This is a genomic window from Delftia sp. Cs1-4, from assembly GCF_000214395.1.
GTDB classification, from domain to species: domain Bacteria; phylum Pseudomonadota; class Gammaproteobacteria; order Burkholderiales; family Burkholderiaceae_C; genus Comamonas; species Comamonas acidovorans.
The window spans coordinates 3,156,693-3,182,778 of the sequence record NC_015563.1 but is presented as its reverse complement, the minus strand read 5'-3'; the positions used below and the strand labels follow the sequence as shown (position 1 = coordinate 3,182,778).

Sequence of the window (26,086 nt, the reverse complement as noted above, 5' to 3'; positions counted from 1 at the left end):
GTGTCGGGCCTCCGTTTACAGCAGGATGCGGCGGTAGTCCGCCAGCACTTGGCCCAGGAAGGCATTGAAGCGCGCGGCCGAGGCACCGTCGATGACACGGTGGTCATAGGACAGCGACAGCGGCAGCGTCAGGCGCGGCACGAATTGCTTGCCATCCCACACCGGCTTCATCTGGCCCTTGGACAGGCCGAGGATGGCCACTTCAGGGGCGTTGATGATGGGGGTGAAGTTCGTGCCACCGATGCCGCCCAGCGACGAGATCGAGAAGCAGCCGCCCTGCATGTCGGCGGCGCCGAGCTTGCCGTCGCGGGCCTTCTTGGCCAGCTCGCCCATTTCCTGGCTGATCTGCAGGATGCCCTTCTTGTCGGCATCGCGCAGCACGGGGACCACCAGGCCGTTGGGCGTGTCGGCCGCAAAGCCGACGTGGAAGTACTGCTTGTAGACCAGGGTATCGCCGTCCAGCGAGGCATTGAACTCGGGGAACTTCTTGAGGGCCGCAACCACCGCCTTGATCACGAAGGCCAGCATGGTCACCTTGACGCCGCTCTTCTCGTTCTCCTTGTTGGTGGAGACACGGAAGGCTTCCAGGTCGGTGATGTCGGCCTCGTCATTGTTGGTGACGTGCGGGATCATGACCCAGTTGCGCGACAGGTTGGCGCCGCTGATCTTCTTGATGCGCGACAGGTCCTTGCGCTCGACCGGGCCGAACTTGGCGAAGTCGACCTTGGGCCAGGGCAGCAGGTCCAGACCTGCGCCGCCGCCGGAGCCACCCTTGGGAGCGGTCGCGGCCTGGGCCTTGGTCTGCACGGCGCCCGCCATGACGGACTTGGTGAAAGCCTGGATGTCGTCGGCCGTGATGCGGCCCTTGTTGCCCGAGCCCTTGACCTCGTCCAGCGGAACGCCGAGTTCGCGGGCGAACTTGCGTACCGAGGGCGATGCATGGGGCAGCTTGCCCGTGGGCGCCACGGTGGGGTTGTGCGCAGGTGCAGCGGCGGGAGCCGATGCTGCAGCGACCGGAGCAGCGGCCGGGGCAGCAGTTGCCGGTGCAGGGGCTGCAGCAGCAGGTGCCGGGGCCGCAGCCTGGGCTGCAGGCGCGGCAGCGCCCTGCACGCTCATCTGGCCGACCACATCGCCCACGTTGACCGTGTCACCGATCTTGAGCGTCAGCGCCGTGATGGTGCCGGCCGCTGGCGACGGGATTTCCATCGAGGCCTTGTCGGACTCGACGGTGAACAGCGATTGCTCGGCCGTCACGGTGTCGCCAACCTTGACCAGCATCTCGATCACGGCCACGTCCTTGAAGTCGCCAATGTCGGGAATCTTGATGTCGACCTGCGTGGCGGCGCCCGAGGCCGCAGGCGCGGCAGCGGGAGCAGCGGCCGGTGCAGGCGCAGCCACCGGGGCCGGGGCTGCAGCGGCGGGGGCCGGTGCGGCGGCTGCAGGTGCCGGGGCAGCGGCTTCCGCCGACTCGACCACGGCAATGATGCTGCCCTGCTTGACCTTGTCGCCCATGTTGACGCGCAGCTCCTTGACCACGCCAGCGTGGCTGGAGGGGATCTCCATGGAGGCCTTGTCGGACTCCACTGTGATCAGCGATTGCTCGGCCTTGATCTGATCGCCGGCCTTGACCAGCACTTCGATCACAGCAACTTCGTCGAAATCACCGATATCGGGGACTTGAATTTCTACCAATGCCATATGTGTCTCCCGTTCTTACTCAAGCGTGCAGCGGGTTGATCTTGTCGGCCTTGATGCCGTACTTGGCGATCGCTTCGGCCACGGTGGTGGCGTTGATCTTGCCTTCTTCGGCCAGCGCGCGCAGTGCGGCAACCACGATGTAGTGGCGATCCACTTCGAAGTGCTCGCGCAGCTTGCGGCGGAAGTCCGAACGGCCGAAGCCGTCGGTGCCCAGCACCTTGTAGGTGCGGCCCTTGGGCATGTAGGGGCGGATCTGCTCGGCGTAGGCCTTCATGTAGTCGGTGGATGCGATCACCGGGCCATTGTGCGACTGCAGCTGCTGCGTGACGAAGGGCACCTTCTGGGTGTCCAGCGGATGCAGCAGGTTCCAGCGGTCGGCGTCCTGGCCGTCGCGGGTGAGCTCGTTGAAGCTCGGGCAGCTCCACACGTCGGCGGCAATGCCCCAGTCGGCCAGCAGCAGTTCCTGGGCGAAGAAGGATTCGCGCAGGATGGTGCCCGAACCCAGCAGTTGCACGCGCAGGCCGCTTTCCGGCACCTTCTGGCCGGGCTTGCACAGGTACATGCCCTTGATGATCTGCTGCTCGGTGCCGGGCGTGAGGCCGGGCATGGCGTAGTTCTCGTTGAGCAGCGTGATGTAGTAGAAGACGTTTTCCTGGTTCTGCACCATGCGGCGCAGGCCGTCCTGCATGATCACGGCGACTTCGTGGGCGAAGGTCGGGTCGTAGCTCACGCAGTTGGGAATGGTGTTGGCCAGGATGTGGCTGTGGCCGTCTTCGTGCTGCAGGCCTTCGCCGTTCAGCGTGGTGCGGCCCGAAGTGCCGCCCAGCAGGAAACCGCGCGCCTGCATGTCGCCGGCCGCCCAGGCCAGGTCACCGATGCGCTGGAAGCCGAACATCGAGTAGTACACGTAGAACGGGATCATGATCCGGTTGCTCGTGCTGTAGCTCGTGGCTGCCGCGATCCAGCTGCTCATGCCGCCGGCTTCGTTGATGCCTTCCTGCAGGATCTGGCCGGCCTTGTCCTCGCGGTAGTACATCACCTGGTCCTTGTCGACCGGGGTGTACTGCTGTCCAGCGGGGTTGTAGATGCCGATCTGACGGAACAGGCCTTCCATGCCGAAGGTACGTGCCTCGTCCACCAGGATGGGCACGACGCGCGGGCCGATTTCCTTGTCGCGCAGCAGCTGCGTGAGGAAGCGCACATAGGCCTGGGTGGTCGAGATCTCACGGCCTTCGGGCGTGGCTTCAAGGATGGCCTTGAAGGTATCCAGCGCAGGCGCCGTGAACTGCTCGCTGGCCTTCACGCGGCGGTGCGGCAGGTAGCCGCCCAGGGCCTTGCGGCGCTCATGCAGGTAGCGCATTTCCGGGGTGTCGTCGGCCGGCTTGTAGAAAGGCAGGTCGGCGATCTGGCTGTCGGGAATGGGAATGTTGAAACGGTCGCGGAAGGCCTTGATGTCCTCGTCGCCCAGCTTCTTGGTCTGGTGAACGGTGTTCTTGCCTTCACCGATCTTGCCCATGCCGAAGCCCTTGACGGTCTTGACCAGCAGCACGGTGGGCTGGCCCTTGTGCGAATTGGCAGCATGGAAGGCAGCGTAGACCTTCTGCGAATCGTGGCCGCCACGGCGCAGGTTCCAGATCTCGTCGTCGCTCATGTGCTCGACCATCTTCAGCGCGCGCGGATCGCGGCCGAAGAAGTTCTTGCGCACGTAGGCGCCGTCATTGGCCTTGAACGACTGGTAGTCGCCGTCGTTGCACTCGGCCATGATCTTCTTGAGCACGCCGTCCTTGTCCTTGGCCAGCAGCTCGTCCCAGCCCTTGCCCCACAGCAGCTTGATGACGTTCCAGCCGGAGCCGCGGAACTCACCCTCGAGTTCCTGGATGATCTTGCCGTTGCCGCGCACCGGGCCGTCCAGGCGCTGCAGGTTGCAGTTGATCACGAAGATCAGGTTGTCCAGCTTTTCGCGGGCGGCCAGCGAGATCGCGCCCAGCGACTCGACCTCGTCCATTTCGCCGTCGCCGCAGAACACCCAGACCTTGCGGCTTTCGGTGTCGGCAATGCCACGGGCATGCAGGTACTTGAGGAAGCGTGCCTGGTAGATGGCCATCAGCGGGCCCAGGCCCATGGACACCGTGGGGAACTGCCAGAACTCGGGCATCAGCTTGGGGTGCGGGTAGCTGGACAGGCCCTTGCCGTCCACTTCCTGGCGGAAGTTCAGCAGCTGCTCTTCGGAGATGCGGCCTTCCAGGTAGGCGCGGGCATAGATGCCGGGCGAGACGTGGCCCTGGATGTACAGGCAGTCGCCGCCGTGGTTCTCGTTTTCGGCGTGCCAGAAATGGTTGAAGCCGGCCGCGAACATGTTGGCCAGCGAAGCGAAGGAGCCGATGTGGCCGCCCAGGTCACCGCCTTCGGGCGGGTGCAGGCGGTTGGCCTTGACCACCATGGCCATGGCATTCCAGCGCATGTAGGCGCGCAGACGACCTTCGATTTCCAGGTTGCCGGGACAGCGGGCTTCCTGCGAGGTCTCGATGGTGTTCACATAGCCGGTGTTGGCCGAGAAAGGCATGTCCACGCTGTTCTGGCGTGCGTGTTCGAGCAGGTCCTCGATCAGCTTGTGCGCGTATTCGGCGCCCTCACGGTCGATGACGGCCGACAGGGCGTCCATCCATTCGCGCGATTCTTGTTGGTCCAGGCCGGCGGGAACGCCTGCATTGCCTTGCGGGTCAGTCTGAGCTGTCATGGGAATGTCTCCTTGCAGAAGGTAGCGTCTTGGGGTCGAACCAGTGAGCGGCGCAGCGCGCCAACGCAGGCGGGTAGTTCACCACGCCTTGCGCGGCACAGACCCTGTCTGGCGAACTTGAAAATACCGATTCACTGCCTCAATGCTCGGCGAGTGTCGCATACTTTTTTCGAATTTCAAATGGTGCTTTTTGATTTCATAATTTGAAATTTTGCTGCAAACGCACATACAGTGAAGACCCCAAAGAACGTCGCCGAAGCGCCTCGGCGGCGACTCCAATACTCCTTAAAAACAGTCAGACTCTCCCCTACACTGGGCGCATGCAATCCTCCCCTTCCGAGCACGGCACGCACAGCCCTGCCCCCATGGCAGGCGTGGCCGCGCCAGTGCGCTGGTGGCGCAGCTGGTGGCGCAGTCTTTCCCCCACGCGCCAGGACCGCTTCGCGGCGCTCGCCCCCCTCGCGGCCGTACTGATGTTCATGGCGGCCATCGTGGCCTCCTTCTGGTACCTGCGCATGGAGGAGATCGACCGCGAGAAGGAAGCGCTGCACCGCGACGTGGAATATGCCCAGCAACGCGTGCGCCTGCGTCTGCTCGAGCGCCAGGAGCAACTGATGCGCATGGCGCGCGACATCGGCAACCACGACCTGGGCGAGTCCGACTTCGCCAGCCGCGCCGAAGCACTCATCAGCCAGTACCCGGAACTGCAGTCCATAACCTGGATCGATGCACAGCGGCGCATCCTGGCCAGCCAGTCCGCACCCACCGTGAGCAGCGAGCAGCTGCGCATCCCGCGTGAAGTGCTGCGCGCCGGAGACGCGCTGGAGGCCTACCAGCTCGCGCGCGAGATGCAGCAACCCATCTACGTGCAGGGACTGGCCCACAAGGGGGAAGCCGCGCCGCTGCTGCAACTGCATGTGCCGCTGGCACAGGATGGCCGCTACATCGGCGAACTGCTGGGCGAGTACTCCATCGACAGCCTGCTGCGCTATGGAACGCCCACCGAAATCATGGCCCGCTACGCCATGACCATGCTCGACAGCCGGGGCCAGGTGCTGGCAGGCACGCCACTGACACCGCGCAAGCAGACCGCCACCGAACTGCTGCGCTGGCGCACCGTTGCCAACGAGGACGAGGCCCCCGTCGCTCCCGTTGGCAACAGCCTGGTGCTGCGTGCCCAGGCCTATCGCACCTCGCTGGGCGTGGTCGGCAGCGGCCTGTTCTGGCTGGTGGGCACGCTCAGTGCGATGACGGCATGGCTGCTGCTGGCCACCTGGCGCCACACGCGCCGCCGCCAGCGCGCCCAGGAGGCCCTGGTCGCCGAGACCAACTTCCGCCGCGCCATGGAAAACTCCGTGCTCACCGGCATGCGCGCGCTGGACCTGCAAGGCCGCATCACCTATGTGAATGCCGCCTTCTGCCAGATGACGGGCTGGAGCGAATCAGAGCTGGTCGGCCAGATGCCGCCCTACTCCTACTGGCCCGACAACGACTACGACAACCTGCACTCCAAGCTGCGCGAAGAGCTTTCGGGCAAGACCATCGTCGGCGGCTTCCAGGTGCGCGTGCAGCGCAAGAACGGCACGCAGTTCGATGCGCGCCTGTATGTCTCGCCGCTGATCGACGCCCATGGCCAGCACACGGGCTGGATGTCGTCCATGACCGACATCACCGAGCCCAACCGCATCCGCGAGCAACTGTCCGCCTCCTATGAGCGCTTCACCATCGTGCTGGAGGCGCTGGACGCCTCGGTGTCCGTCGCCCCGCTGGGCAGCGCCGAGCTGCTGTTCGCCAACAAGCTGTACCGGCAATGGTTCGGCTCGCAGACCGATGGCCACCTGCAGCTCGTCGCCCAGGCCGGCGTGCTGCCCGTGCGCTCGCAGCCGCAAGGCATGGACGACGAGGACGGCCTCATGGGCCTGCCCACCGACTCGCTGACCAGCGCACGCAGCGAAAACGCCGAGATCTACCTGCCCGAACTGGGCAAGTGGCTGGAAGTGCGATCGCGCTATCTGAGCTGGGTGGACGGCCGCCTGGCCCAGATGGTGATCGCCACCGACATCACGCCGCGCCGCCTGGCCGAGGAGCAGGCCGATCGCCAGGCCGAGCACGCCCAGTCCGTCAGCCGCCTGATCACCATGGGCGAGATGGCGTCCAGCGTCGCCCATGAGCTCAACCAGCCGCTGACCGCCATCAGCAACTACTGCAGCGGCATGCTCACCCGGCTTGAAAAGGGCACGCTGACCGAAGAGCAGATGAAGTTCGCGCTGGAGAAAACCGCCCACCAGGCGCAGCGCGCGGGACAAATCATTTTGCGCATACGCTCCTTCGTCAAGCGCAGCGAGCCCAACCGCACCCTGGCCCAGGTCACCGACATGGTCAGCGAGGCCGTGGAGCTGGCAGGGATCGAGCTGCGCCGCCGCAATGTGCAACTGACCTACCACGTGGCCGAGCGCATGCCGGCCATCATGGCCGACACCATCCTCATCGAGCAGGTGCTGGTCAACCTCATGAAGAACGGCGCCGAATCCATCGAGCAGTCGGGCCGCCCCAGCCACCAGCGCAACGTGGAACTGCGCGTGGTGCCGCGCACCATCGAGGACCAGCGCGTCATCGAATTCAACGTGCAGGACACCGGCAAGGGCCTGCCGCCCGAGGTGCTGGAGCGCCTCTTCGAGGCCTTCTTCACCACCAAGAGCGAAGGCATGGGCATGGGGCTGAATCTGTGCCGCAGCATTGTCGAGTCCCACCAGGGCCGGATGCGTGCCGAGAACCTCTACAATGGTTCCGAGGTTGTCGGCTGCCGGTTTTCATTCTGGCTGCCGCTGGCCCCGCCGGGCGACGCGACAACGCCGGCAGCGACCATTGAACCCACAACAAGGACGATTGCATGAGCTTGATCCCGAAAAAAGGCACTGTGTACGTAGTTGATGACGACGAAGCGGTTCGTGATTCGTTGCAATGGTTGTTGGAGGGCAAGGACTATCGTGTGCGCTGCTTCGACTCGGCCGAGACCTTCCTCTCGCGCTACGACCCACGCGAGATCGCCTGCCTCATCGTCGACATCCGCATGGGCGGCATGACGGGCCTGGAACTGCAGGACCGCCTGATCGAACGCAAGTCCCCCCTTCCCATCGTCTTCATCACCGGCCACGGCGACGTGCCCATGGCGGTGAACACCATGAAGAAGGGCGCACTGGACTTCATCCAGAAGCCATTCAACGAAGAGGAACTGCTGAACCTGGTCGAGCGCATGCTGGACCATGCCCGCGAAGCCTTTGCCGGCCACCAGCAGGCCGCCAGCCGCGACGCGCTGCTGGCCAAGCTGACCAGCCGTGAAGCCCAGGTGCTGGAGCGCATCGTCGCCGGCCGGCTGAACAAGCAGATCGCCGACGATCTTGGCATCAGCATCAAGACGGTGGAGGCGCACCGCGCCAACATCATGGAAAAGCTCAACGCCAACACCGTGGCCGATCTGCTCAAGATCGCCCTGGGCCAAGGCCAGACCGCTGCAGCGGCCAAGGCAGCCGTCGCCGGATAAGCCCAGACACCACCGCTTTTTTTCAAAGAGCTGCTAGCGCTTGATCAACAAGCCCTAGCAGCATTTTTATTGGTATTCACTGCAATGACAGCCCAACTCATCGACGGCAACGCCCTCTCCCGCCAACTGCGTGCCGAAGTCGCCCAGCGCGCCACCGCCCTGAAGGCCCGCGGCACCACGCCAGGCCTGGCCGTGGTCCTGGTCGGCGACAACCCTGCCTCCCAGGTCTATGTGCGCAACAAGGTCAAGGCCTGCGAGGACGCGGGCTTTCATTCGGTGCTGGAGAAGTACGATGCCTCGATGACCGAGGCTGAACTGCTGGCCCGCGTCGAGGCGCTGAACAACGACCCCAGCATCCACGGCATCCTGGTCCAGCTGCCGCTGCCCGCACACATCGACGACCACAAGGTCATCGAGACCATCTCGCCGCTCAAGGACGTGGATGGCTTTCACGTGGCCAGTGCAGGCGCGCTGATGGTGGGTGAAGTCGGCTTCAAGGCCTGCACCCCCTACGGCTGCATGAAGATGCTCGAATCCATCGGTATGAAGGACCTGCGCGGCAAGCACGCCGTGGTCATCGGCCGCTCCAACATCGTCGGCAAGCCCATGGCCATGATGCTGCTGGCCGCCAATGCCACCGTCACCATCTGCCACAGCGGCACGGCCGATCTTGCCGCCATGACGCGCCAGGCCGACATCGTGGTCGCCGCCGTGGGCAAGCGCAACGTGCTGACTGCAGACATGTGCAAGCCTGGCGCCGTGGTCATCGACGTGGGCATGAATCGCAACGACGAAGGCAAGCTCTGCGGCGACGTGGACTTTGACGGCGTCAAGGAAGTGGCCGACTTCATCACGCCCGTACCCGGCGGTGTCGGCCCCATGACGATTACCATGCTGCTGGTCAACACCATGGAGGCGGCCGAGCGCGCCGCCGGCTGACCAGGAGCTGACAAGCATCGGGCGGCTCCCTGGAGAGCCGCTTGATTTCAATGCACCCGACGGCATCTGACACGCATGAGCAATCCCCTCCTCGAATCCTCCGACCTGCCCCTGTTCGATCGCATACGCCCTGCCGATGTCGGCCCGGCCATCGATATCCTGCTGACCGGGGCCGCAGAGGCCCTGGAGACCGTCACGGCACCCGACTTTCCGGCGCGCTGGGATTCGATCTCGGCCGTGCTCGATGTCGCCACCGAGAAGCTGGGAACGGCCTGGGGCGCCGTCAGCCACCTCAACAGCGTGGCCGATACGCCCGAGCTGCGAGCCGCCTACAACGAGTCCCTGCCCAAGGTCACCGAATTCTGGACACGCCTGGGTGCCGACGAGCGCCTGTACGCCAAGTACAAGGCCATTGACCCCGCCACGCTCAATGTCGAGCAGCGTGCGGCCTGGGACCATGCCATGCGCAACTTCGTGCTCTCCGGCGCCGAGCTGCGGGGCGAGGACAAGCTGCGCTTTGCCAAGATCCAGGAACGCTCGGCCGAACTCACGCAGAAGTTCAGCGAGAACGCGCTCGACGCTACCGATGCATTCGCCTACTACGCCACGGCCGAGGAGCTGGACGGCGTGCCGCAGGATGTGCGCCAGGCAGCCCGCTCCGCCGCCGAGGCCGAAGGCAAGCAAGGCTTCAAGCTCACGCTGAAGATGCCCTGCTATCTGCCCGTGATGCAGTTCGCGGCCAGCAGTGCGCTGCGCGAGAAGCTCTATCGCGCCTATGTGACACGCGCCTCCGACCAGGCCGAGGGCGATGCCATCCGCTTCGACAACACGGCCAACATCTCGGAGATCCTGGCCCTGCGCAAGGAAGAGGCGCAGTTGCTGGGTTACCGCAATTTCGGCGAGATTTCGCTGGTTCCCAAGATGGCGCATTCGCCACAGCAGGTGATCGACTTTCTGCGCGATCTCGCGCACCGGGCCCGCCCCTATGCCGAGAAGGATGTCGCCGACCTGCGCGCCTTCGCACGCGATGAACTGGGCCTGGCCGATCCCCAGCCCTGGGACTGGGCCTATGTCTCCGAAAAGCTCAAGGAGGCACGCTATGCCTTCAGCGAGCAGGAGGTCAAACAGTACTTCCCTGCGCCCAAGGTGCTGGCCGGCCTGTTCAAGATCGTCGAGACGCTGTTCGACGTGGCCATCCGCCGCGACGCGGCGCCGGTCTGGAATCCCGCCGTCGAGTTCTACCGCATCGAGCGCAGCACGCCGCAAGGCCTTGAGCTGGTCGGCCAGTTCTACCTGGACCAGCCGGCGCGATCGGGCAAGCGTGGCGGCGCCTGGATGGACGATGTGCGTACCCGCTGGCTGCGCCCTGACAACCACAGGCTGCAGACGCCGGTCGCGCACCTGGTCTGCAACTTTGCCACCGGCGTTGACGGCAAGCCGGCCCTGCTCACGCACGATGACGTGATCACGCTGTTCCATGAAACGGGCCACGGCCTGCACCACATGCTGACCCAGGTCAACGAGCGCGACGTCTCGGGCATCGCGGGCGTGGAATGGGATGCCGTGGAGCTGCCAAGCCAGTTCATGGAGAACTTCTGCTGGGAATGGGAAGTGCTCAAGCACATGACCGCCCACGTGGACAGCGGCGAGCCGCTGCCGCGCGCCCTGTACGACAAAATGATCGCGGCCAAGAACTTCCAGTCGGGCATGCAGACGCTGCGCCAGATCGAGTTCTCGCTGTTCGACATGCTGCTGCATACCGAGCACGATCCGAAGGCAGACATCATGCCGCTGCTGGCCCGCGTGCGCGCCGAGGTGGCCGTGCTGCCGTCGACCCCTTACAGCCGCTCGGCCCACACCTTCAGCCACATCTTTGCAGGCGGCTATGCAGCCGGCTACTACAGCTACAAGTGGGCTGAAGTCCTCTCGGCAGATGCCTATGCGGCCTTCGAGGAAACCATGCTGGCCGATGGAACCCCCAACCCCGAGACAGGCCGCCGCTACCGTGAGGCGATTCTGGAGGCCGGAGGGGCACGCCCGGCCATGGAGTCGTTCAAGGCCTTCCGTGGCCGCGAACCCCAGCTGGATGCGCTGTTGCGCCACCAGGGCATGGCCCAGGCCTGAGAGCCCGGTCCCAGGTCTGCAGCGCCCCGACGGGGCGCTTTTTCCTGGCCCGACCACCCCATCGGATGCGCGCAGCCACATCCTGTGGCTCCAGAAGATGGCCCAGGATGAATGGCACGCTATGCTTGCAGGCACTCCTGTGCGGGCATCCATCCGACGAGTGGTGGCCCCCGGCACGAAACCCTTCTTCCGAAACCGAGATCGTCCATGCAGTCTTCTCCCAGCCTTGGCCGCGGCGCCCTGCGCCACCTGATGCCATGCCTCGCCCTCGTCTGCCTCGCTGCCGCGCTGCCGGCCAGCGCACAACAGGTCTACCGTATCGTCGGGCCCGATGGAAAAGTCACTTTCTCGGACCGCCCGGCCCAAAGCGCCCAGCAGCAGGCAGCGCCTGCCGCCCCGTCAGTCGCGGGCACCGCTGACAGCAATGCCAACCTGCCCTATGCGCTGCGCCAGATCGCCGGCCGCTTTCCGGTGACGCTGTACACCTCGTCCGACTGCGCGCCCTGCGACAGCGCGCGCCAGTTGCTCCAATCCAGAGGCATTCCCTATGCTGAGCGCCTGGTGCAGACCGAGGCGGACGCCGCTGCCCTGCAAAAGCTCAGCGGCCAGAACAGCCTGCCGTTCGCCACCATTGGCAAGCAGTTCCTGAGCGGCTTCTCGTCCAGCGAGTGGACCCAATACCTGGATGCCGCAGGCTATCCTGCGACCTCGCAACTGCCGGCCCAGTACAAGCGGCCATCGGCACAGCCATTGACCACGCCTACGCCCGCTGCATCGGCGGCGGCATCGGCGCCCGCAGCAGCACCCGCCGCTGCCGAGGACCCGGGCAGCCGGCGCCCCCCCATGCCCGCTCCAACGCCTGGTGCACGCACCAACGACAACCCCGCAGGCCTGAGCTTCTAGGCAAGCGCCTGCCGCAATCAGGAGCCCGACAGTGGATTCCATGCTGTCCGATGTAGTCTGGACCATGGCAAGGCTTGCCACGCTTGTCGGCCTGCCCGCGCTCATCGCGTGGACCCTGGTTGCAAGGCCTTCATGGCGCGAGCCTTTCAGGCTGGCCAGCCTGGCGCTGGTGCCTTGCCTGATCACGCTGTGGTTCATGCATGACGGAGGCCTGGGCAATGGCCTCAACCGTCTGGCCTACTACATGGCGACGGCTGCGTTCCTTGCCATCTACACGGGGCTGGCGGCCATCGCCTTGCTCATGCAGCGCCACAAAAAACAGCGCGCGCAAGCTTCGTTGCGCGCGCTGTGCCTGGGTGCATTGGCCCTGCTCGCGTGGATCACAGGTGCCGTGGCGTTCGAGAGCCTCGGCTAGCCGAGGCCGGAGGGCCTTCGCTCAATAGTTGAGCGTCTGCACGCCCTCGGGCGTGCCCAGCAGGCAGACCGATGCCTTCTGGTGCGCAAACACTCCCACGGTCACCACGCCAGGCCATTGGTTGACGTCGGACTCGAAGGCCAGAGGCTCTGCGATCTTCAGGCCGCGCACATCAAGAATGTGCTGGCCGTTGTCCGTCACCAGGGGTACGCCGTCCTTCATGCGGATCTCGGCGCGGCCACCCATGGCCTTGAAACGGTTCGCAATCTGGGCAGCGGCCATGGGAATCACCTCCACAGGCAGCGGAAAGTCTCCGAGTACCTCGACGCGCTTGGAGGCATCGGCAATGCACACAAAGCGCTCGGCCAGCGCAGCGACGATCTTCTCGCGCGTCAGCGCGGCGCCGCCGCCCTTGACCATGTAGCCGCGGCCGTCGATCTCGTCGGCTCCGTCGATGTAGACCGACAGGCTGGCGACTTCGTTGGCATCCAGCACCTTGATGCCCAGCGCCTTCAGGCGCTCGGTGCTGGCCACGGAACTGGACACGGCGCCCGGGATCTGGTCCTTGATGGTGGCCAGTGCATCGATGAACTTGTTGACCGTGGAGCCGGTGCCAACGCCGACGATTTCGCCGGGCACCACATAGGCCAGAGCGGCTTGCCCGACCAGGGCTTTGAGTTCATCTTGGGAAAAAGAGGCAGCAGATGTCGTCATGAGGGAAAATCCAGGTAATCCTTTGATTATCCCCATGTCTCTGATCCCCTACGCCCTGACCCGTCCCTTTCTCTTCGGCATGGACCCCGAATCCGCCCACGATCTCACGATGAACCTGATGGCAAAGGGGCAGAACACGCTCCTGCAGCAGGCGTGGGCACAGCCCATGGTGAGTGACCCCGTCGAGCTTGCCGGCCTCAAGTTCCCCAACCGCGTGGGCATGGCAGCGGGTCTGGACAAGAATGCACGCTGCATCGACGCGCTGGCCGCCATGGGCTTCGGCTTCGTCGAGGTGGGCACCGTGACGCCCCGCCCGCAACCGGGCAACCCCAAGCCGCGCATGTTCCGCATTCCCGAACGCAATGCGCTGATCAACCGCCTGGGCTTCAACAACGAAGGCTTGGACGCCTTCCTGAGCAACGTCAAGCGCTCACAGGCCCGCGCCCAGGGCAAACCCATGCTGCTGGGGCTGAACATCGGCAAGAACGCGACCACTCCCATCGAAGATGCCACCAGCGACTACCTCAAGGCGCTGGACGGCGTGTACCCGCATGCCGACTACGTGACGGTGAACATCAGCTCACCCAACACCAAGAACCTGCGTGCCCTGCAAAGCGACGAAGCGCTGGACGCCCTGCTGGGTGCGATTGCCGAGCGCCGTGAGCAGCTGGCCACGCAGCATGGCAAGCGGGTGCCGGTGTTCGTGAAGATTGCACCCGACCTGGATGAAGAGCAGGTCGGCGTCATCGCTGCCACGCTGCAGCGCCATGGCATGGATGGTGTGATCGCCACCAACACCACGATCAGCCGGGAAGCCGTCAAGGGCCTGCCCCACGCGCAGGAAACGGGCGGCCTGTCCGGTGCGCCGGTGCTGGAGGCCAGCAACCAGGTCATCCGCCAGCTGCGTTCCGCCCTGGGCAGCCGCTACCCCATCATCGGCGTGGGCGGCATTCTCAGCGGCGAAGATGCCGTCAGCAAAATCCGCGCAGGCGCCGACGTGGTCCAGATCTACAGCGGCCTGATCTACCGAGGCCCTGCACTGGTGCCCGAGACCGCTCGCGCCATAGCCCAGCTGCGTTGAGGCCCGTGCCAGACAGGTGGCTGCCTGGCCGTTCCGAGTCAAGGCAGCTGAGTCAAGACACCACACAGCCAGTGCTGGCGCACTGAACGCAGAACGCGAAAACGCCCGGCATGCCGGGCGTTTTCTTTGGGAGAGAAGCAGGCTTCTCGGCCCTCAACCCCTGCGCTGCTGCCAGCGCAGGATCAGGGGCATGACGGTGGTGCCGAATCGCAGCAGCTTGCGCGGGCCCACCATCAGTGCGGCACCGGCCGCCACGGCCACGGCCACGGGATGCAGGCGCGCAAAGGTGATGGCACGCTCCACCAGCGGTGCATCGGGCTGCACATGGGTGGCAGAGCGGCTCAATGCCCGGGCCTGGGCCACGGCCGCAGAGCGCGCCTTGAGGCGCTCGCGTTGCTGGGCAATGCGTTGCATCACCTGCTGCTGCTCAACGGTGGATGTGACCCAGAGCTCCGCGTTGAGCCCCGTGGGCGCGGGTGGCGTGACAGCGTTGCGGGACGGGGAAGCGTTGGAAGCATCGACCATGGCTACAGCCTCTTCTTCAGCGCCTGCCAGTCCTGGCTCAGCTCATTGCGGGTAAGGATGAAGGGGCGGGCCAGGCGGCGCACGGCAGCCAGCAATTGCCACAGGGCAATGGCCCAGACCGCCAGCCAGCCACCGCCCACCAGCCAGCCCACCAGCACGCGGTGCTCGGTGTCCCAGAACTGCACGAGCAAGGCCACCGACAGCGTGAGCATGACCACGACGCTGAGTCCAGCAAGCGCAATCAGCAGCACGACCACCGTCTGCATGCTGCGCTTGTGCTCGGCCCATTCAAGCCGCGCCAAGTCCGTGCGGTCTTCTGCGGCAATGGCCAGCTCGATCACGGAAGCGCGCCAGCGCGCCACCCAGGCATCCAAACCCAGAAGGGAAATCCAATTCACAGGCATCCTTTTCTGGTCAGGCATGCCGCTGATCAGCGACGACCCAGCAGGAAGCCCAGCAAGGCGCCCATGGCAAGGGCCGCGCCTGCGACGCGCCACGGCTCATCGTGGGCGTAGCGATCGGCAGCGTAGGCGGCATCCTTGGCCTGGCGGGCCGCTTCCTGCGCCGCACGCACCGCGGACTCACGCACATTGGACATGCCATCATCGATACGCTGGCGCAGCATATGGATTTCCGGCACGGCATCCAGCTCCTTGGCGGACAGCAGACCACGCAGGTCGCCGACCAGTTTTTCAAGATCGGCTTGTGCGGTGGAGACGGTGTCAGTGATCGATTTCGTCATGATGAGCCTTTCTATTGAGGTGAAAACAAATACAGCGGGGAGCAGGCAATCATGTCGCCCGATACCTGTCACGCAACATGGGCAAGGCCCTTGTTACATGCAAGCATCTTATCCAATTGTTCCGGGGCTTCCGGGAAGCGAGAGGGCCTGAGCCTTGTCAGACAAGGCCTGCCGTGGCCGTGTGTCGTGAACCGGCAGGTCCTCAGGCCAGCAATTGCGCCACGTGCGCGCCAATGGCCAGGCAGCTGGTCAATCCCGGTGACTCGATGCCCAGCAGTTGCACCACGCCCGCAACGCCGTGGGTCTGAGGCCCCTGAATCACGAAGTCTGCGGCGGCCTCGCCGGGGCCGCTGATCTTGGGGCGGATGCCGGCGTAGCCGGGCACCAGCGCGCCATCGGCCAGACCCGGCCAATACCGGCGGATCTCTGCGTAGAAGGCATCGGCGCGCACGGGATCGACCTGCAGATCGCCTGGGCTCTCGACCCACTGCACATCGGGGCCGAACTTGGCCTGGCCACCCATGTCCAGCGTGAGATGCACGCCCAGGCCCGCCGCCTCGGGCACGGGATAGATCAGGCGCGAGAACGGCGCCCGCCCGGACAGCGTGAAATAGTTGCCCTTGGCATAGAAGGCCTGCGGAACAAACTGCTGCGGAAACCCCTGCAAACGGGCCGCCAGCAATGGCGCATGAAGACCTGCCGCATTGACCAGGGTGCGGGCCGTCAGTTCCGTCCCATCGGCCGTGCGCAGCCACACGCCGCCTGGACGGATGGCTGCCTCCTGCACCTCGGCATGGCAGACCACCATGCCGCCTGCGTTTTCGAGATCGCCCTGCAGGGCCAGCATCAGTGCGTGGCTGTCGATGATGCCGGTGCTGGGGGAGTGCAGCGCCGCCGCACAGTGCAGCGCGGGCTCCATGGCACGTGCCTCGGCACCTTCAAGCCAGCGCAGGTCGTGGACGCCATTGGCTTCGGCCTTGCGTGCAATGGTCTGGAGCTGGCCGCGCTGCGCCTCATCCGTTGCCACGATGAGCTTGCCGCAGCGCTGATGGGCAATGCCGCGTTCACCGCAGTAGGCGTAGAGACGCTGCCGGCCTTCGACGCACAAACGGGCTTTCAACGAACCTTCGGGATAGTAGATGCCGGCATGGATGACCTCGCTGTTGCGCGAGCTGGTGCCCGTGCCAATGGCTTCAGCCGCCTCCAGCACCATGACCTCCCTGCCCTGCAACGCCAGCGCCCTGGCCACCGCCAGCCCCACCACGCCCGCACCCACCACCACGCAATCGACCTGTTCGCTCATCTTGTCTGCCCTTTCGCCGTCCAGCAGCCGATTATCAGACGGCGTCAGACACGAATACGCCACAGATCATCTGGACACATTGGAATTTCCAGGGCCTGAAAACCATGCACCGAGCGGAAATGAAAAAGCCCTCCTGAACAGATTTCAGGAGGGCTTGATTGGTGGGTGATACATGGATCGAACATGTGACCCCTGCCGTGTGAAGGCAGTGCTCTACCGCTGAGCTAATCACCCGCGAAGCTGGCTGCTAGGCCAACTTCTTTGGAAAAAATGGTGGGTGATACATGGATCGAACATGTGACCCCTGCCGTGTGAAGGCAGTGCTCTACCGCTGAGCTAATCACCCGCGAAGCTGGCTGATAGGCCAACTTCTTTGGAAAAAATGGTGGGTGATACATGGATCGAACATGTGACCCCTGCCGTGTGAAGGCAGTGCTCTACCGCTGAGCTAATCACCCGCGAAGCTGGCTGCTAGGCCAACCTCTTTGGAAAAAATGGTGGGTGATACATGGATCGAACATGTGACCCCTGCCGTGTGAAGGCAGTGCTCTACCGCTGAGCTAATCACCCATATGTCGTTACTGCGACAAGACTTAGATTATGTCATAACTTCTAGGACTGATTTTCGAAGCCGCGCCAAATTGTCTTGCCGCCGCTCGATTTGTCCATCTGCATCATCACATCCTCGTGTGCGGCCAGCTCCTGATCATTGGCGTGTACCACGCGCAGCTTGAAGCTGGCCAGATCCACCTGCGCCACGACCAGCCCACCCTCGGACTGGACAGGCTCTTCCGCCATCAACAGGGCCTCCTGGCCCCGCGTGAGGTTGATGTAGACATCGGCCAGCAGCTCCGCATCCAGCAAGGCGCCGTGCAGCGTACGCCCGGAGTTGTCCACCTCCAGGCGATCGCACAGCGAATCGAGCGAGTTGCGCTTGCCAGGGAACATCTCCTTGGCCATGACCAGGGTGTCGATGACCCCGCTCACGCACTGGCGAATCGGCGGGCGGTTGGCGAGCTCCAGCTCCTTGTTCAGGAACCCCAGGTCAAAGGGCGCGTTGTGGATGATGAGCTCGGCGCCCTGCAGGTACTCCCAGATCTCCTCGACCTTGTGCTCGAAGCGCGGCTTGTCCTTGAGGAATTCGGTGGTGATGCCGTGCACGCGCAGCGCGTCCGGATGGCTGTCGCGCCCCGCATTGAAATACAGATGCAGGTTGTTGCCGGTCAGCTTGCGGTTGACCATCTCCACGCAGCCCAGCTCGATGAGCCGGTCGCCGTTGTCGGCTGACAGGCCAGTGGTTTCAGTGTCGAGAATGATTTGACGCGACATGTGCTGGCCCTCAGTGGTTTTCCTTGGCGTGATTGAGCGAGTACTTGGGAATCTCGATGGTCACGTCCTCGCGTGCCAGGATGGCCTGGCAGGACAGGCGGGACTGCGGCTGCAGACCCCAGGCGCGGTCCAGCAGGTCTTCTTCCTCTTCCTCGGCCTCGTTCAGCGAGTTGTAGCCCGCCTTGACCACCACATGGCAGGTGGTGCATGCGCAGCTCATGTCGCAGGCATGTTCAATCTTGATGTTGTTGTCCAGCAGGGCCTCGCAGATCGAGGTTCCGGCGGGCGCCTCGATTTCGGCACCCTGGGGACAGTATTCGGCGTGGGGAAGTATTTTGATAACGGGCATGACGGATCTGCTGTCGGATCAGAAATCAGGAAAGGGATTGCACGCTCTTGCCGGCCAGGGCCTGCTGGATGCTGCGGTTCATGCGCTCGGCGGCGAAGGACTCCGTGCCCTTGGCCAGCGCTTGCGTCGCGGCCTCGATGACGGCGGCATCCTCGGAGCCCACGCTGGCGCGCAGGGCGTCGATCAGCGCATCGATGGCTGCGCGTTGGTCCGCGGCGAGCACATCGCCATCGGCCTGCAGAGCGCTCTCGGTGGCCATCAGCATGCGATCGGCGTCGACACGCGCCTCCACCAGTGCGCGGGCCTGCATGTCCTGCTGGGCCGTGGCAAAGCCGTCCTGCAGCATGCGGGCAACCTCGTCGTCCGACAGGCCGTACGACGGCTTGACATGGATATGGGCCTCGACGCCGCTGGTCTGCTCCTTGGCGCCTACCGACAGCAGGCCGTCGGCATCCACGGTGAAGGTCACACGGATGCGGGCTGCGCCGGCCGCCATGGGCGGGATGCCGCGCAGCTCGAAACGCGCCAGGCTGCGGCAGTCCGCCACCAGGTCGCGCTCGCCCTGCACCACATGGACGGCCAGGGCCGTCTGACCATCCTTGTAGGTGGTGAAGTCCTGGGCACGGGCTGTGGGAATGGTCTCGTTGCGGCTGATGATTCGCTCGACAAGGCCGCCCATGGTCTCCACGCCCAGGGACAGAGGAATCACGTCGAGCAGCAACATGTCGCCGCTGGAGCTGTTGCCAGCGAGCTGGTTGGCCTGGATGGCGGCCCCCAGCGCGACGACTTCGTCGGGGTTGAGATTGATGAGAGGATCGCGGCCGAAGAACTCGGCCACAGCCTCGCGCACCTGGGGCATGCGGGTGGAACCGCCGACCAGCACCACGCCCTGCACTTCGTCGCGCGCCAGCCCTGCGTCCTTGAGCGCGCGGCGCACGGCCGCCAGCGAACGTGCCGTCAGATGGGCCGTGCTCGCATCGAAATCGCTGCGCTTTACATCGAAATGCACAGCGCCGGTAGACAGCTCGGCCGTGAGCGTTGCGACCTGTGCATCCGTCAATGCCTGCTTACAAAGGCGTGCCGCCATGCGCCAGCGGGCCTTGTCCTCGGCCGTCTGGGGAACCACGCCGGTCTGCCGGGCCACCCACTCGGCCAAAGCCGCATCGTAGTCGTCGCCCCCCAGGGCCGAATCGCCGCCAGTGGAGACGACCTCGAACACACCCTGGGACAGGCGCAGGATAGAAATATCGAAAGTGCCGCCACCCAGGTCGTAGACGGCGTATACGCCTTCAGAGCCGTTGTCCAGGCCGTAGGCAATGGCTGCAGCCGTGGGCTCGTTGATCAGGCGCAGCAGGTTGATGCCGGCGAGCTTTGCCGCATCCTTGGTGGCCTGGCGTTGTGCATCGTCAAAGTAGGCGGGCACGGTGATGACGGCGCCATGGATGTCGTCATTGAAGGTGTCTTCGGCACGGAAACGCAGCGTGGCCAGGATCTCGGCACTGACCTCCACGGCTGTCTTGGTGCCATCGACGGTCTCGATCCCGATCACGCCACGGCCGGCCTCCTGCTCCGCAAAGCGGTAAGGCAGCTTTTCCGGCGAATCGATGTCAGCCAGCGTGCGGCCCATGAAGCGCTTGGCCGAGGCAATGGTGTTGCCCGCATCGGTAGACAGCGCAGCCTGGGCGGCGTGGCCGATCTCACGACGGCCCTGGGGCAGATAGCGCACGACAGAAGGCAGCAGCACTCGGCCCTGGTCATCCGGCAGGCATTCGGCCACGCCATTGCGGACAGCGGCGACCAGCGAATGCGTGGTGCCCAGGTCGATGCCCACGGCAATGCGCCGCTGGTGGGGATCGGGGGACTGACCGGGTTCGGAAATCTGCAAAAGCGCCATGAAAATACTCGGGGAAATTGCAGGTCCGGGCCGGCCGGCCTGCCTTGTGAATGAGGGTCTCTCGTGGGAGGTGCGGATCGCGGGTTATTGTCCCAGTTGATCGCTGCGACGCTCTATGTCCTGCGCAAATCGCGCAACAAACATGAGGGCTCTGACCTGCTGCACAGCCGCCTGCGCATCATGCAGTTCGTCCAGCTGACGACCGCATTCAGCCAGCATGTTCTTTCTCGCCTGCAGCACCTCGTCGTCCAGCGCATCCAGGGCGGCCTCGTCCTGCGCCTCTTCCAACGCCTCGCGCCACTCCATTTGCTGCATCAGAAAGGCGGTGGGCATGGACGTGTTGTCCTCGGCACGCACGGGTGCACCCAGCAATTCGCAGAGATACGCTGCGCGCCTGAGTGGCTCTTTCAACCGCTGATAGGCCTCGTTGATGCGCACCGACCATTGCATGGCCACGCGCTGCGCGGCGGCTCCCTGCGAAGCAAAGCGGTCAGGGTGGGCCTCGCGCTGCAACTCCTTCCAGCGCGCGTCAATGATGCTGCGCTCCTGCGCAAATTGGCGCGGCAGCGCAAACAGCTCGAAATCGTCCGATTGCAGGTTCATGTCGATAAAAAGCCGCCAGCACCGAAGCGAAGGCGGCCTCTTGAGGGAGTAGAAGAAATCAGGGTCTGCCGGCCCAGCCGCCAGGCCACAAAGGCCCGGCCGCCCGGCAGATGCCGGTCAGATGCGAAAGCTCTCGCCGCAACCGCAGCGATCACGCTCGTTGGGGTTGTGGAACTTGAAGCCTTCGTTCAAGCCCTCACGCACGAAATCCAGCTCCGTGCCGTCGATATAGGCCAAGCTCTTGGGATCGACCAGCACCTTGATGCCGTGGTCCTCGAAGATCACGTCCTCGGGCAATTGCTCGTCCACATACTCCAGCTTGTAGGCCAGACCAGAGCAGCCCGTGGTCTTGACCCCAAGGCGCACGCCGATGCCCTTGCCGCGGCGCGACAGGTAGCGGCTCACGTGGCGGGCCGCAGAATCGGTCAGCGAGATCGCCATATCAGGCGGCCACCACCGCAGTGCGCTTGGCACGGTAGTCATCGACCGCTGCCTTGATGGCGTCTTCGGCCAGGATGGAGCAGTGCACCTTGACGGGAGGCAGAGCCAGTTCTTCGGCGATCTGGCTGTTCTTCAGCGCAGCCGCCTCATCCAGCGTCTTGCCCTTGACCCACTCGGTCACCAGCGAAGACGAGGCAATCGCGGAACCGCAGCCATAGGTCTTGAAACGCGCATCCTCGATGACGCCGGTTTCGGGGTTGACCTTGATCTGCAGCTTCATCACGTCGCCGCAGGCAGGAGCGCCGACCATGCCGGTGCCCACCGATTCGTCGTTCTTGTCGAACGAGCCCACGTTGCGGGGATTTTCGTAGTGGTCTACCACTTTGTCGGAATAAGCCATGATGTCTACCTCTTCAATACTTGATTCGCGTGCCGGCCAATGCTCAGTGAGCCGCCCATTGGATGGTGCTGAGATCGATGCCGTCCTTGAACATCTCCCACAGCGGGCTGAGTTCGCGCAGCTTGACCACATTGGTGCGGATGGTGCTGATCGCGTAGTCGATTTCCTCTTCGGTCGTGAAGCGGCCGATCGTCATGCGCAGGCTGCTGTGCGCCAGTTCGTCGCTGCGGCCAAGTGCACGCAGCACATAGCTGGGCTCCAGGCTGGCCGACGTGCAGGCCGATCCTGAGGACACCGCCAGACCCTTGATGCCCATGATGAGCGACTCGCCTTCGACGAAGTTGAAGCTCATGTTCAGGTTCTGCGGCACACGGTGCTCCATGCTGCCGTTGATGAAGACCTGCTCCAGATCCTTCAAGCCGTTGAGCAGACGCTGCTGCAGCGCGTAGGCCTTGGCGTTGCTTTCAGCCATTTCTTCCTTGGCAATGCGGAAGGCCTCGCCCATGCCGACGATCTGGTGCGTAGGCAGCGTGCCCGAGCGCATGCCGCGCTCATGGCCACCACCGTGGATCTGCGCTTCCAGGCGCACACGTGGCTTGCGGCGCACATACAGGGCACCCACGCCCTTGGGGCCATAGGTCTTGTGCGCAGTCATGCTCATCAGGTCCACCGGCAGCTTGGACATGTCGATCTCCACGCGGCCCGTTGCCTGCGCGGCATCCACATGGAACAGGATGCCCTTTTCACGGCACAGCGCGCCGATGGTGGGAATGTCTTGGATGACGCCGATTTCGTTGTTCACGAAGAGCACGCTGACCAGAATGGTGTCGGGGCGCAGCGCGGCCTTGAATGCCTCGATGTCGAGCAGGCCATCAGGCTGCACGTCCATGTAGGTCACCTCAAAGCCCTGGCGCTCGAGTTCACGCATGGTGTCGAGCACGGCCTTGTGCTCGGTCTTGAGCGTGATCAGGTGCTTGCCCTTGCCCTGGTAGAAATGCGCCGCGCCCTTGATGGCCAGGTTGATGGACTCGGTGGCACCGCTGGTCCAGACAATCTCACGGGGATCCGCGCCGATCAGGTCTGCAACCTGGCCGCGGGCCTTCTCGATGGCCTCCTCGGCTTCCCAACCCCAGGCATGACTGCGCGATGCGGCGTTGCCGAAATGCTCACGCAGCCAAGGAATCATGGCGTCCACCACGCGAGGGTCCACAGGGGTGGTCGCGCCATAGTCGAGATAGATGGGGAAATGCGGGGTCATGTCCATGACTGGCTCTTATCAAGGTTCAGGCTGGCAAAAAACGGGAAGGCGATGAACTCCGGTGAATCCATCCAGGCGGACAACACCGCGCCACACAGCCATGCGCGGCGGTGCCCTGCCCTCAGGGTGTCAAAAGTCGATCAGGACTTGGCGAAGGCGTTGCCCAGCGCGAATACCGAGTTCGGGGCATTCACACGGATGGGCTTGACAACGGGAGCCGTGGAAATCGCGCGACGCACCACGGGCTTGTCCTCGATCTGGATGCCCTTGGCCAGTTGTTCGTCCACAAGCTTTTGCAGCGTCACGGAATCGAGGAACTCGACCATGCGCTGGTTCAGTGCGGCCCACAGCTCATGCGTCATGCAGCGGCCAGCTTCGCCCAGGCAATTTTCCTTGCCGCCACACTGGGTGGCGTCAATGGGTTCGTCCACGGAGACGATGATGTCGGCCACGGTGATGTCGCCAGCCTTGCGGGCGAGCGTGTAGCCGCCGCCGGGTCCACGGGTGGACTCGACGAGTTCATGGCGGCGCAGCTTGCCGAACAGCTGTTCCAGATACGACAGGGAAATCTGTTGCCGCTGGCTGATGGCTGCCAGCGTGACAGGGCCATTGTTCTGGCGCAGGGCCAGATCGATCATGGCAGTGACCGCAAAACGGCCTTTGGTGGTGAGACGCATTACGAGCTCCTTCAGTCAGGCTTGTACGTTACAGAAACACCCGCTCCAGCGATTTGACTGGAGTTGGGCACAGTCTCCGCCCTTACTCCGTCCTGTTCAAAAGGTTCAGAGCCCTTCTTTTCATCGAAGTTTTTGTTGTTGTTGAGTGTTGACCCTTAGTGTACCACATTCCCCATCAATTTTGTCGGGTAACAGGAGCTAACGGGCTTCAGACCAGGCGCCGCCTCAGGAAACCTGCACGGATGAGCCCCCGAACAGTTGCTCCTTGAGCAGCGCCAGCTGATCGCGCACCCGCGCAGCCTGTTCGAACTCCAGGCTGCGCGCATGTTCGAGCATCTGCTTCTCCAGACGCTTGATTTCCTTGGCCACATCTTTTTCGGACATGTCCTCGACACGCGCTCTTTCGAGCTGATTGGCCTGCAGGCGTTCCGCTTCCTTGCCACTTTTTTCGCTGTAGACACCATCAATCAGGTCTTTCACCCGCTTGACAATCTGCCTGGGTTCGATTCCGTTTTCCTCGTTGAAGCTTATTTGCTTGGCACGGCGTCGCTCGGTCTCGCCGATGGCCTTCTTCATGGACTCCGTGACACGGTCCGCATAGAGGATGGCCTTGCCATGCAGGTTGCGCGCGGCGCGGCCGATGGTCTGGATGAGACTGCGTTCGGCGCGAAGAAAACCTTCCTTGTCGGCATCGAGGATGGCGACCAGCGAGACTTCGGGGATGTCCAGCCCCTCGCGCAGCAGGTTGATGCCCACGAGCACGTCGAAGACACCCAGACGCAGGTCACGAATGATCTCCACACGCTCCACCGTTTCCACGTCGGAGTGCAGATAGCGCACCTTGACGCCGTTTTCGCTCAGGTAGTCGGTGAGTTGCTCGGCCATGCGCTTGGTCAGCGTGGTGATGAGAACGCGCTCCGTGCGTTCGACGCGCAGGCGGATTTCCTGCAGCACGTCGTCCACCTGATTGGTGGCCGGGCGTACTTCGATTTCAGGATCGATGAGGCCTGTGGGGCGAACGACCTGGTCCACGACCTGGCCCGAGTGGGTCTTCTCGTAGTCTGCCGGCGTGGCGGAGACAAAGATGACCTGGCGCATGCGCTGCTCGAATTCCTCGAATTTGAGCGGCCGGTTGTCCAGCGCCGAAGGCAACCGGAAGCCGTATTCCACCAGCGTGGTCTTGCGCGAGCGGTCGCCGCTGTACATGGCGTTGAGCTGGCCGATCATCTGGTGACTCTCGTCCAGGAACATGAGGGCGTCGCCGGGCAGGTAGTCGGTCAGGGTGCTGGGCGGCTCGCCGGGTGCGGCGCCTGAGAGGTGGCGGGTGTAGTTCTCGATGCCCTTGCAGTGGCCGACCTCGGTGAGCATCTCCAGATCGAAGCGTGTGCGCTGCTCCAGGCGCTGGGCCTCGACCAGCTTGCCGTCTCCCACCAGTTGCTTGAGCCGCTCGGCCAGCTCCAGCTTGATGGTTTCCACGGCGGCCAGGACCTTGTCGCGCGGCGTGACGTAGTGGCTGCTGGGGTAGACGGTGAAGCGCGGAATGCTCTGGCGCACGCGGCCCGTCAGCGGGTCGAACAGTTGCAGGCTTTCAACCTCGTCATCGAAGAGTTCGATGCGGATGGCCAGCTCGGAATGCTCGGCAGGGAAGACGTCGATGGTGTCGCCGCGCACGCGGAACTTGCCCCGGCTGAAGTCCTGGTCGTTGCGCTGGTACTGCATGCGGATCAGTTGCGCGATGACGTCGCGCTGGTTGATGCGGTCGCCGGTGCGCAGCGTCATGATCATGCGGTGGTAGCTTTCGGGCTCGCCGATGCCGTAGATGGCCGAGACCGTGGCGACGATGACCACGTCGCGCCGCTCCATCAGGCTTTTGGTGCATGACAGCCGCATCTGCTCGATGTGCTCGTTGATGGCGCTGTCCTTTTCGATGAACAGGTCGCGCTGGGGCACATAGGCCTCGGGCTGGTAGTAGTCGTAGTAGCTGACGAAGTATTCGACGGAGTTCTTGGGAAAGAACTCGCGGAATTCGCTGTACAGCTGCGCTGCGAGCGTCTTGTTGGGCGCAAAGACAATGGCCGGGCGGCCCAGGCGGGCGATCACGTTGGCCATGGTGAAGGTCTTCCCCGAGCCCGTCACGCCCAGCAGGGTCTGGAAGGATTCGCCGTCCTGGATGCCTTCGACCAGCTTTTCAATGGCTGCGGGCTGATCGCCGGCCGGCGGATAGGGCTGGAACAGCTCGAAGGGGGAGTCCGCGAAATGCACGAACTGGCCGGAGGCCTCAGGTGCTGGAGAGGAATCAGAGACTTCGTGCATGACGTGGGTTCGCAAAAGTGAGTATCGGCCGGCGAGATCGCTAGAATTCATGGGTTAACCCGAAAGCCTACCGTAGCTTGGGGCTAGCCGCGTTTTTTCC

23 protein-coding genes and 4 tRNA genes are annotated in these 26,086 nt (G+C 64.0%); 7 read left to right on the top strand and 20 right to left on the bottom strand.

Annotated features, from left to right (window positions below):
- Positions 1–15 precede the first annotated feature (15 nt).
- Together aceF and aceE are read right to left on the bottom strand one after the other, a co-directional pair.
- Positions 16–1,698, bottom strand: coding sequence for a dihydrolipoyllysine-residue acetyltransferase (gene aceF / locus DELCS14_RS14110; RefSeq protein WP_013802223.1), 1,683 nt, complete (start codon positions 1,696–1,698; stop codon positions 16–18).
- A 19-nt stretch (positions 1,699–1,717) separates the two neighbouring features.
- Entirely contained in the window at positions 1,718–4,435 is a 2,718-nt protein-coding gene (aceE, locus tag DELCS14_RS14105; protein ID WP_013802222.1) for a pyruvate dehydrogenase (acetyl-transferring), homodimeric type, read from the bottom strand.
- A 320-nt stretch (positions 4,436–4,755) separates the two neighbouring features.
- Between aceE and DELCS14_RS14100 the strand changes: the two genes are divergently transcribed.
- From DELCS14_RS14100 to DELCS14_RS14075, 6 genes are all read left to right on the top strand, one after another.
- Complete coding sequence (locus DELCS14_RS14100; RefSeq protein WP_012205806.1) at positions 4,756–7,329, top strand: PAS domain-containing sensor histidine kinase; 2,574 nt, start codon at positions 4,756–4,758, stop codon at positions 7,327–7,329.
- Entirely contained in the window at positions 7,326–7,976 is a 651-nt protein-coding gene (locus DELCS14_RS14095; protein ID WP_012205807.1) for a response regulator transcription factor, read from the top strand. Before DELCS14_RS14100 ends, DELCS14_RS14095 begins: the two co-directional genes overlap by 4 nt.
- An 84-nt stretch (positions 7,977–8,060) precedes the next feature.
- Positions 8,061–8,915, top strand: a complete 855-nt coding sequence (gene folD / locus DELCS14_RS14090; protein ID WP_013802221.1) for a bifunctional methylenetetrahydrofolate dehydrogenase/methenyltetrahydrofolate cyclohydrolase FolD — start codon at positions 8,061–8,063, stop codon at positions 8,913–8,915.
- 75 nt (positions 8,916–8,990) lie between these two features.
- Complete coding sequence (locus DELCS14_RS14085) at positions 8,991–11,039, top strand: M3 family metallopeptidase (RefSeq protein ID WP_013802220.1); 2,049 nt, start codon at positions 8,991–8,993, stop codon at positions 11,037–11,039.
- Between the two features lie 207 nt (positions 11,040–11,246).
- A complete protein-coding gene (locus tag DELCS14_RS14080) occupies positions 11,247–11,942 on the top strand; it encodes a glutaredoxin family protein (RefSeq protein ID WP_013802219.1) in 696 nt (231 codons plus the stop codon).
- A 40-nt stretch (positions 11,943–11,982) separates the two neighbouring features.
- Positions 11,983–12,357 (top strand): hypothetical protein, encoded by a 375-nt coding sequence (locus tag DELCS14_RS14075; protein ID WP_228676900.1) that lies wholly within the window; start codon positions 11,983–11,985, stop codon positions 12,355–12,357.
- Between the two features lie 21 nt (positions 12,358–12,378).
- Here the strand turns inward: DELCS14_RS14075 and rpiA are convergent, their stop codons facing one another.
- On the bottom strand, positions 12,379–13,071 hold the full coding sequence (rpiA, locus tag DELCS14_RS14070) for a ribose-5-phosphate isomerase RpiA (RefSeq protein WP_013802217.1): 693 nt from the start codon (positions 13,069–13,071) through the stop codon (positions 12,379–12,381).
- Positions 13,072–13,105: 34 nt separating this feature from the next.
- Between rpiA and DELCS14_RS14065 the strand changes: the two genes are divergently transcribed.
- Positions 13,106–14,152 (top strand): quinone-dependent dihydroorotate dehydrogenase, encoded by a 1,047-nt coding sequence (locus DELCS14_RS14065; protein WP_013802216.1) that lies wholly within the window; start codon positions 13,106–13,108, stop codon positions 14,150–14,152.
- A 153-nt stretch (positions 14,153–14,305) separates the two neighbouring features.
- Here the strand turns inward: DELCS14_RS14065 and DELCS14_RS14060 are convergent, their stop codons facing one another.
- From DELCS14_RS14060 to uvrB, 17 genes are all read right to left on the bottom strand, one after another.
- The gene (locus DELCS14_RS14060; RefSeq protein WP_013802215.1) at positions 14,306–14,677 is read right to left on the bottom strand and encodes a hypothetical protein; all 372 of its coding nucleotides are present in this window, start codon (positions 14,675–14,677) and stop codon (positions 14,306–14,308) included.
- A 2-nt stretch (positions 14,678–14,679) separates the two neighbouring features.
- Positions 14,680–15,099 (bottom strand): phage holin family protein, encoded by a 420-nt coding sequence (locus DELCS14_RS14055; protein WP_012205815.1) that lies wholly within the window; start codon positions 15,097–15,099, stop codon positions 14,680–14,682.
- Between the two features lie 8 nt (positions 15,100–15,107).
- Complete coding sequence (locus DELCS14_RS14050) at positions 15,108–15,419, bottom strand: DUF883 domain-containing protein (RefSeq protein ID WP_012205816.1); 312 nt, start codon at positions 15,417–15,419, stop codon at positions 15,108–15,110.
- A gap of 202 nt (positions 15,420–15,621) precedes the next feature.
- Entirely contained in the window at positions 15,622–16,722 is a 1,101-nt protein-coding gene (locus DELCS14_RS14045) for an NAD(P)/FAD-dependent oxidoreductase (RefSeq protein WP_013802214.1), read from the bottom strand.
- Positions 16,723–16,881: 159 nt separating this feature from the next.
- Positions 16,882–16,956: transfer RNA gene (locus DELCS14_RS14040), tRNA-Val, on the bottom strand.
- Between the two features lie 37 nt (positions 16,957–16,993).
- Positions 16,994–17,068: transfer RNA gene (locus DELCS14_RS14035), tRNA-Val, on the bottom strand.
- Positions 17,069–17,105: 37 nt separating this feature from the next.
- Positions 17,106–17,180, bottom strand: a tRNA-Val gene (locus tag DELCS14_RS14030).
- Positions 17,181–17,217: 37 nt separating this feature from the next.
- Positions 17,218–17,292 (bottom strand) — tRNA-Val (locus tag DELCS14_RS14025).
- A 42-nt stretch (positions 17,293–17,334) separates the two neighbouring features.
- A complete protein-coding gene (gene dnaQ / locus DELCS14_RS14020; RefSeq protein ID WP_013802213.1) occupies positions 17,335–18,051 on the bottom strand; it encodes a DNA polymerase III subunit epsilon in 717 nt (238 codons plus the stop codon).
- A 10-nt stretch (positions 18,052–18,061) separates the two neighbouring features.
- Complete coding sequence (gene fdx, locus DELCS14_RS14015) at positions 18,062–18,400, bottom strand: ISC system 2Fe-2S type ferredoxin (RefSeq protein ID WP_013802212.1); 339 nt, start codon at positions 18,398–18,400, stop codon at positions 18,062–18,064.
- 25 nt (positions 18,401–18,425) lie between these two features.
- Positions 18,426–20,294: a Fe-S protein assembly chaperone HscA gene (gene hscA / locus DELCS14_RS14010; RefSeq protein WP_013802211.1), complete on the bottom strand. Its 1,869-nt coding sequence runs from the start codon at positions 20,292–20,294 to the stop codon at positions 18,426–18,428.
- An 84-nt stretch (positions 20,295–20,378) separates the two neighbouring features.
- Positions 20,379–20,897, bottom strand: coding sequence for a Fe-S protein assembly co-chaperone HscB (hscB, locus tag DELCS14_RS14005; RefSeq protein WP_013802210.1), 519 nt, complete (start codon positions 20,895–20,897; stop codon positions 20,379–20,381).
- Between the two features lie 117 nt (positions 20,898–21,014).
- Positions 21,015–21,338, bottom strand: coding sequence for an iron-sulfur cluster assembly protein IscA (gene iscA / locus DELCS14_RS14000; protein WP_012205822.1), 324 nt, complete (start codon positions 21,336–21,338; stop codon positions 21,015–21,017).
- A 1-nt stretch (position 21,339) separates the two neighbouring features.
- Positions 21,340–21,738, bottom strand: coding sequence for a Fe-S cluster assembly scaffold IscU (iscU, locus tag DELCS14_RS13995; RefSeq protein ID WP_012205823.1), 399 nt, complete (start codon positions 21,736–21,738; stop codon positions 21,340–21,342).
- Between the two features lie 43 nt (positions 21,739–21,781).
- Entirely contained in the window at positions 21,782–23,002 is a 1,221-nt protein-coding gene (locus DELCS14_RS13990) for an IscS subfamily cysteine desulfurase (RefSeq protein WP_012205824.1), read from the bottom strand.
- 134 nt (positions 23,003–23,136) lie between these two features.
- Positions 23,137–23,673 carry a Fe-S cluster assembly transcriptional regulator IscR gene (gene iscR, locus DELCS14_RS13985; RefSeq protein WP_012205825.1) on the bottom strand — a complete coding sequence of 179 codons (537 nt, stop codon included), beginning with the start codon at positions 23,671–23,673 and terminating at the stop codon, positions 23,137–23,139.
- 225 nt (positions 23,674–23,898) lie between these two features.
- Positions 23,899–25,986: an excinuclease ABC subunit UvrB gene (gene uvrB / locus DELCS14_RS13980; protein WP_013802209.1), complete on the bottom strand. Its 2,088-nt coding sequence runs from the start codon at positions 25,984–25,986 to the stop codon at positions 23,899–23,901.
- Between the last annotated feature and the right edge of the window lie 100 nt (positions 25,987–26,086).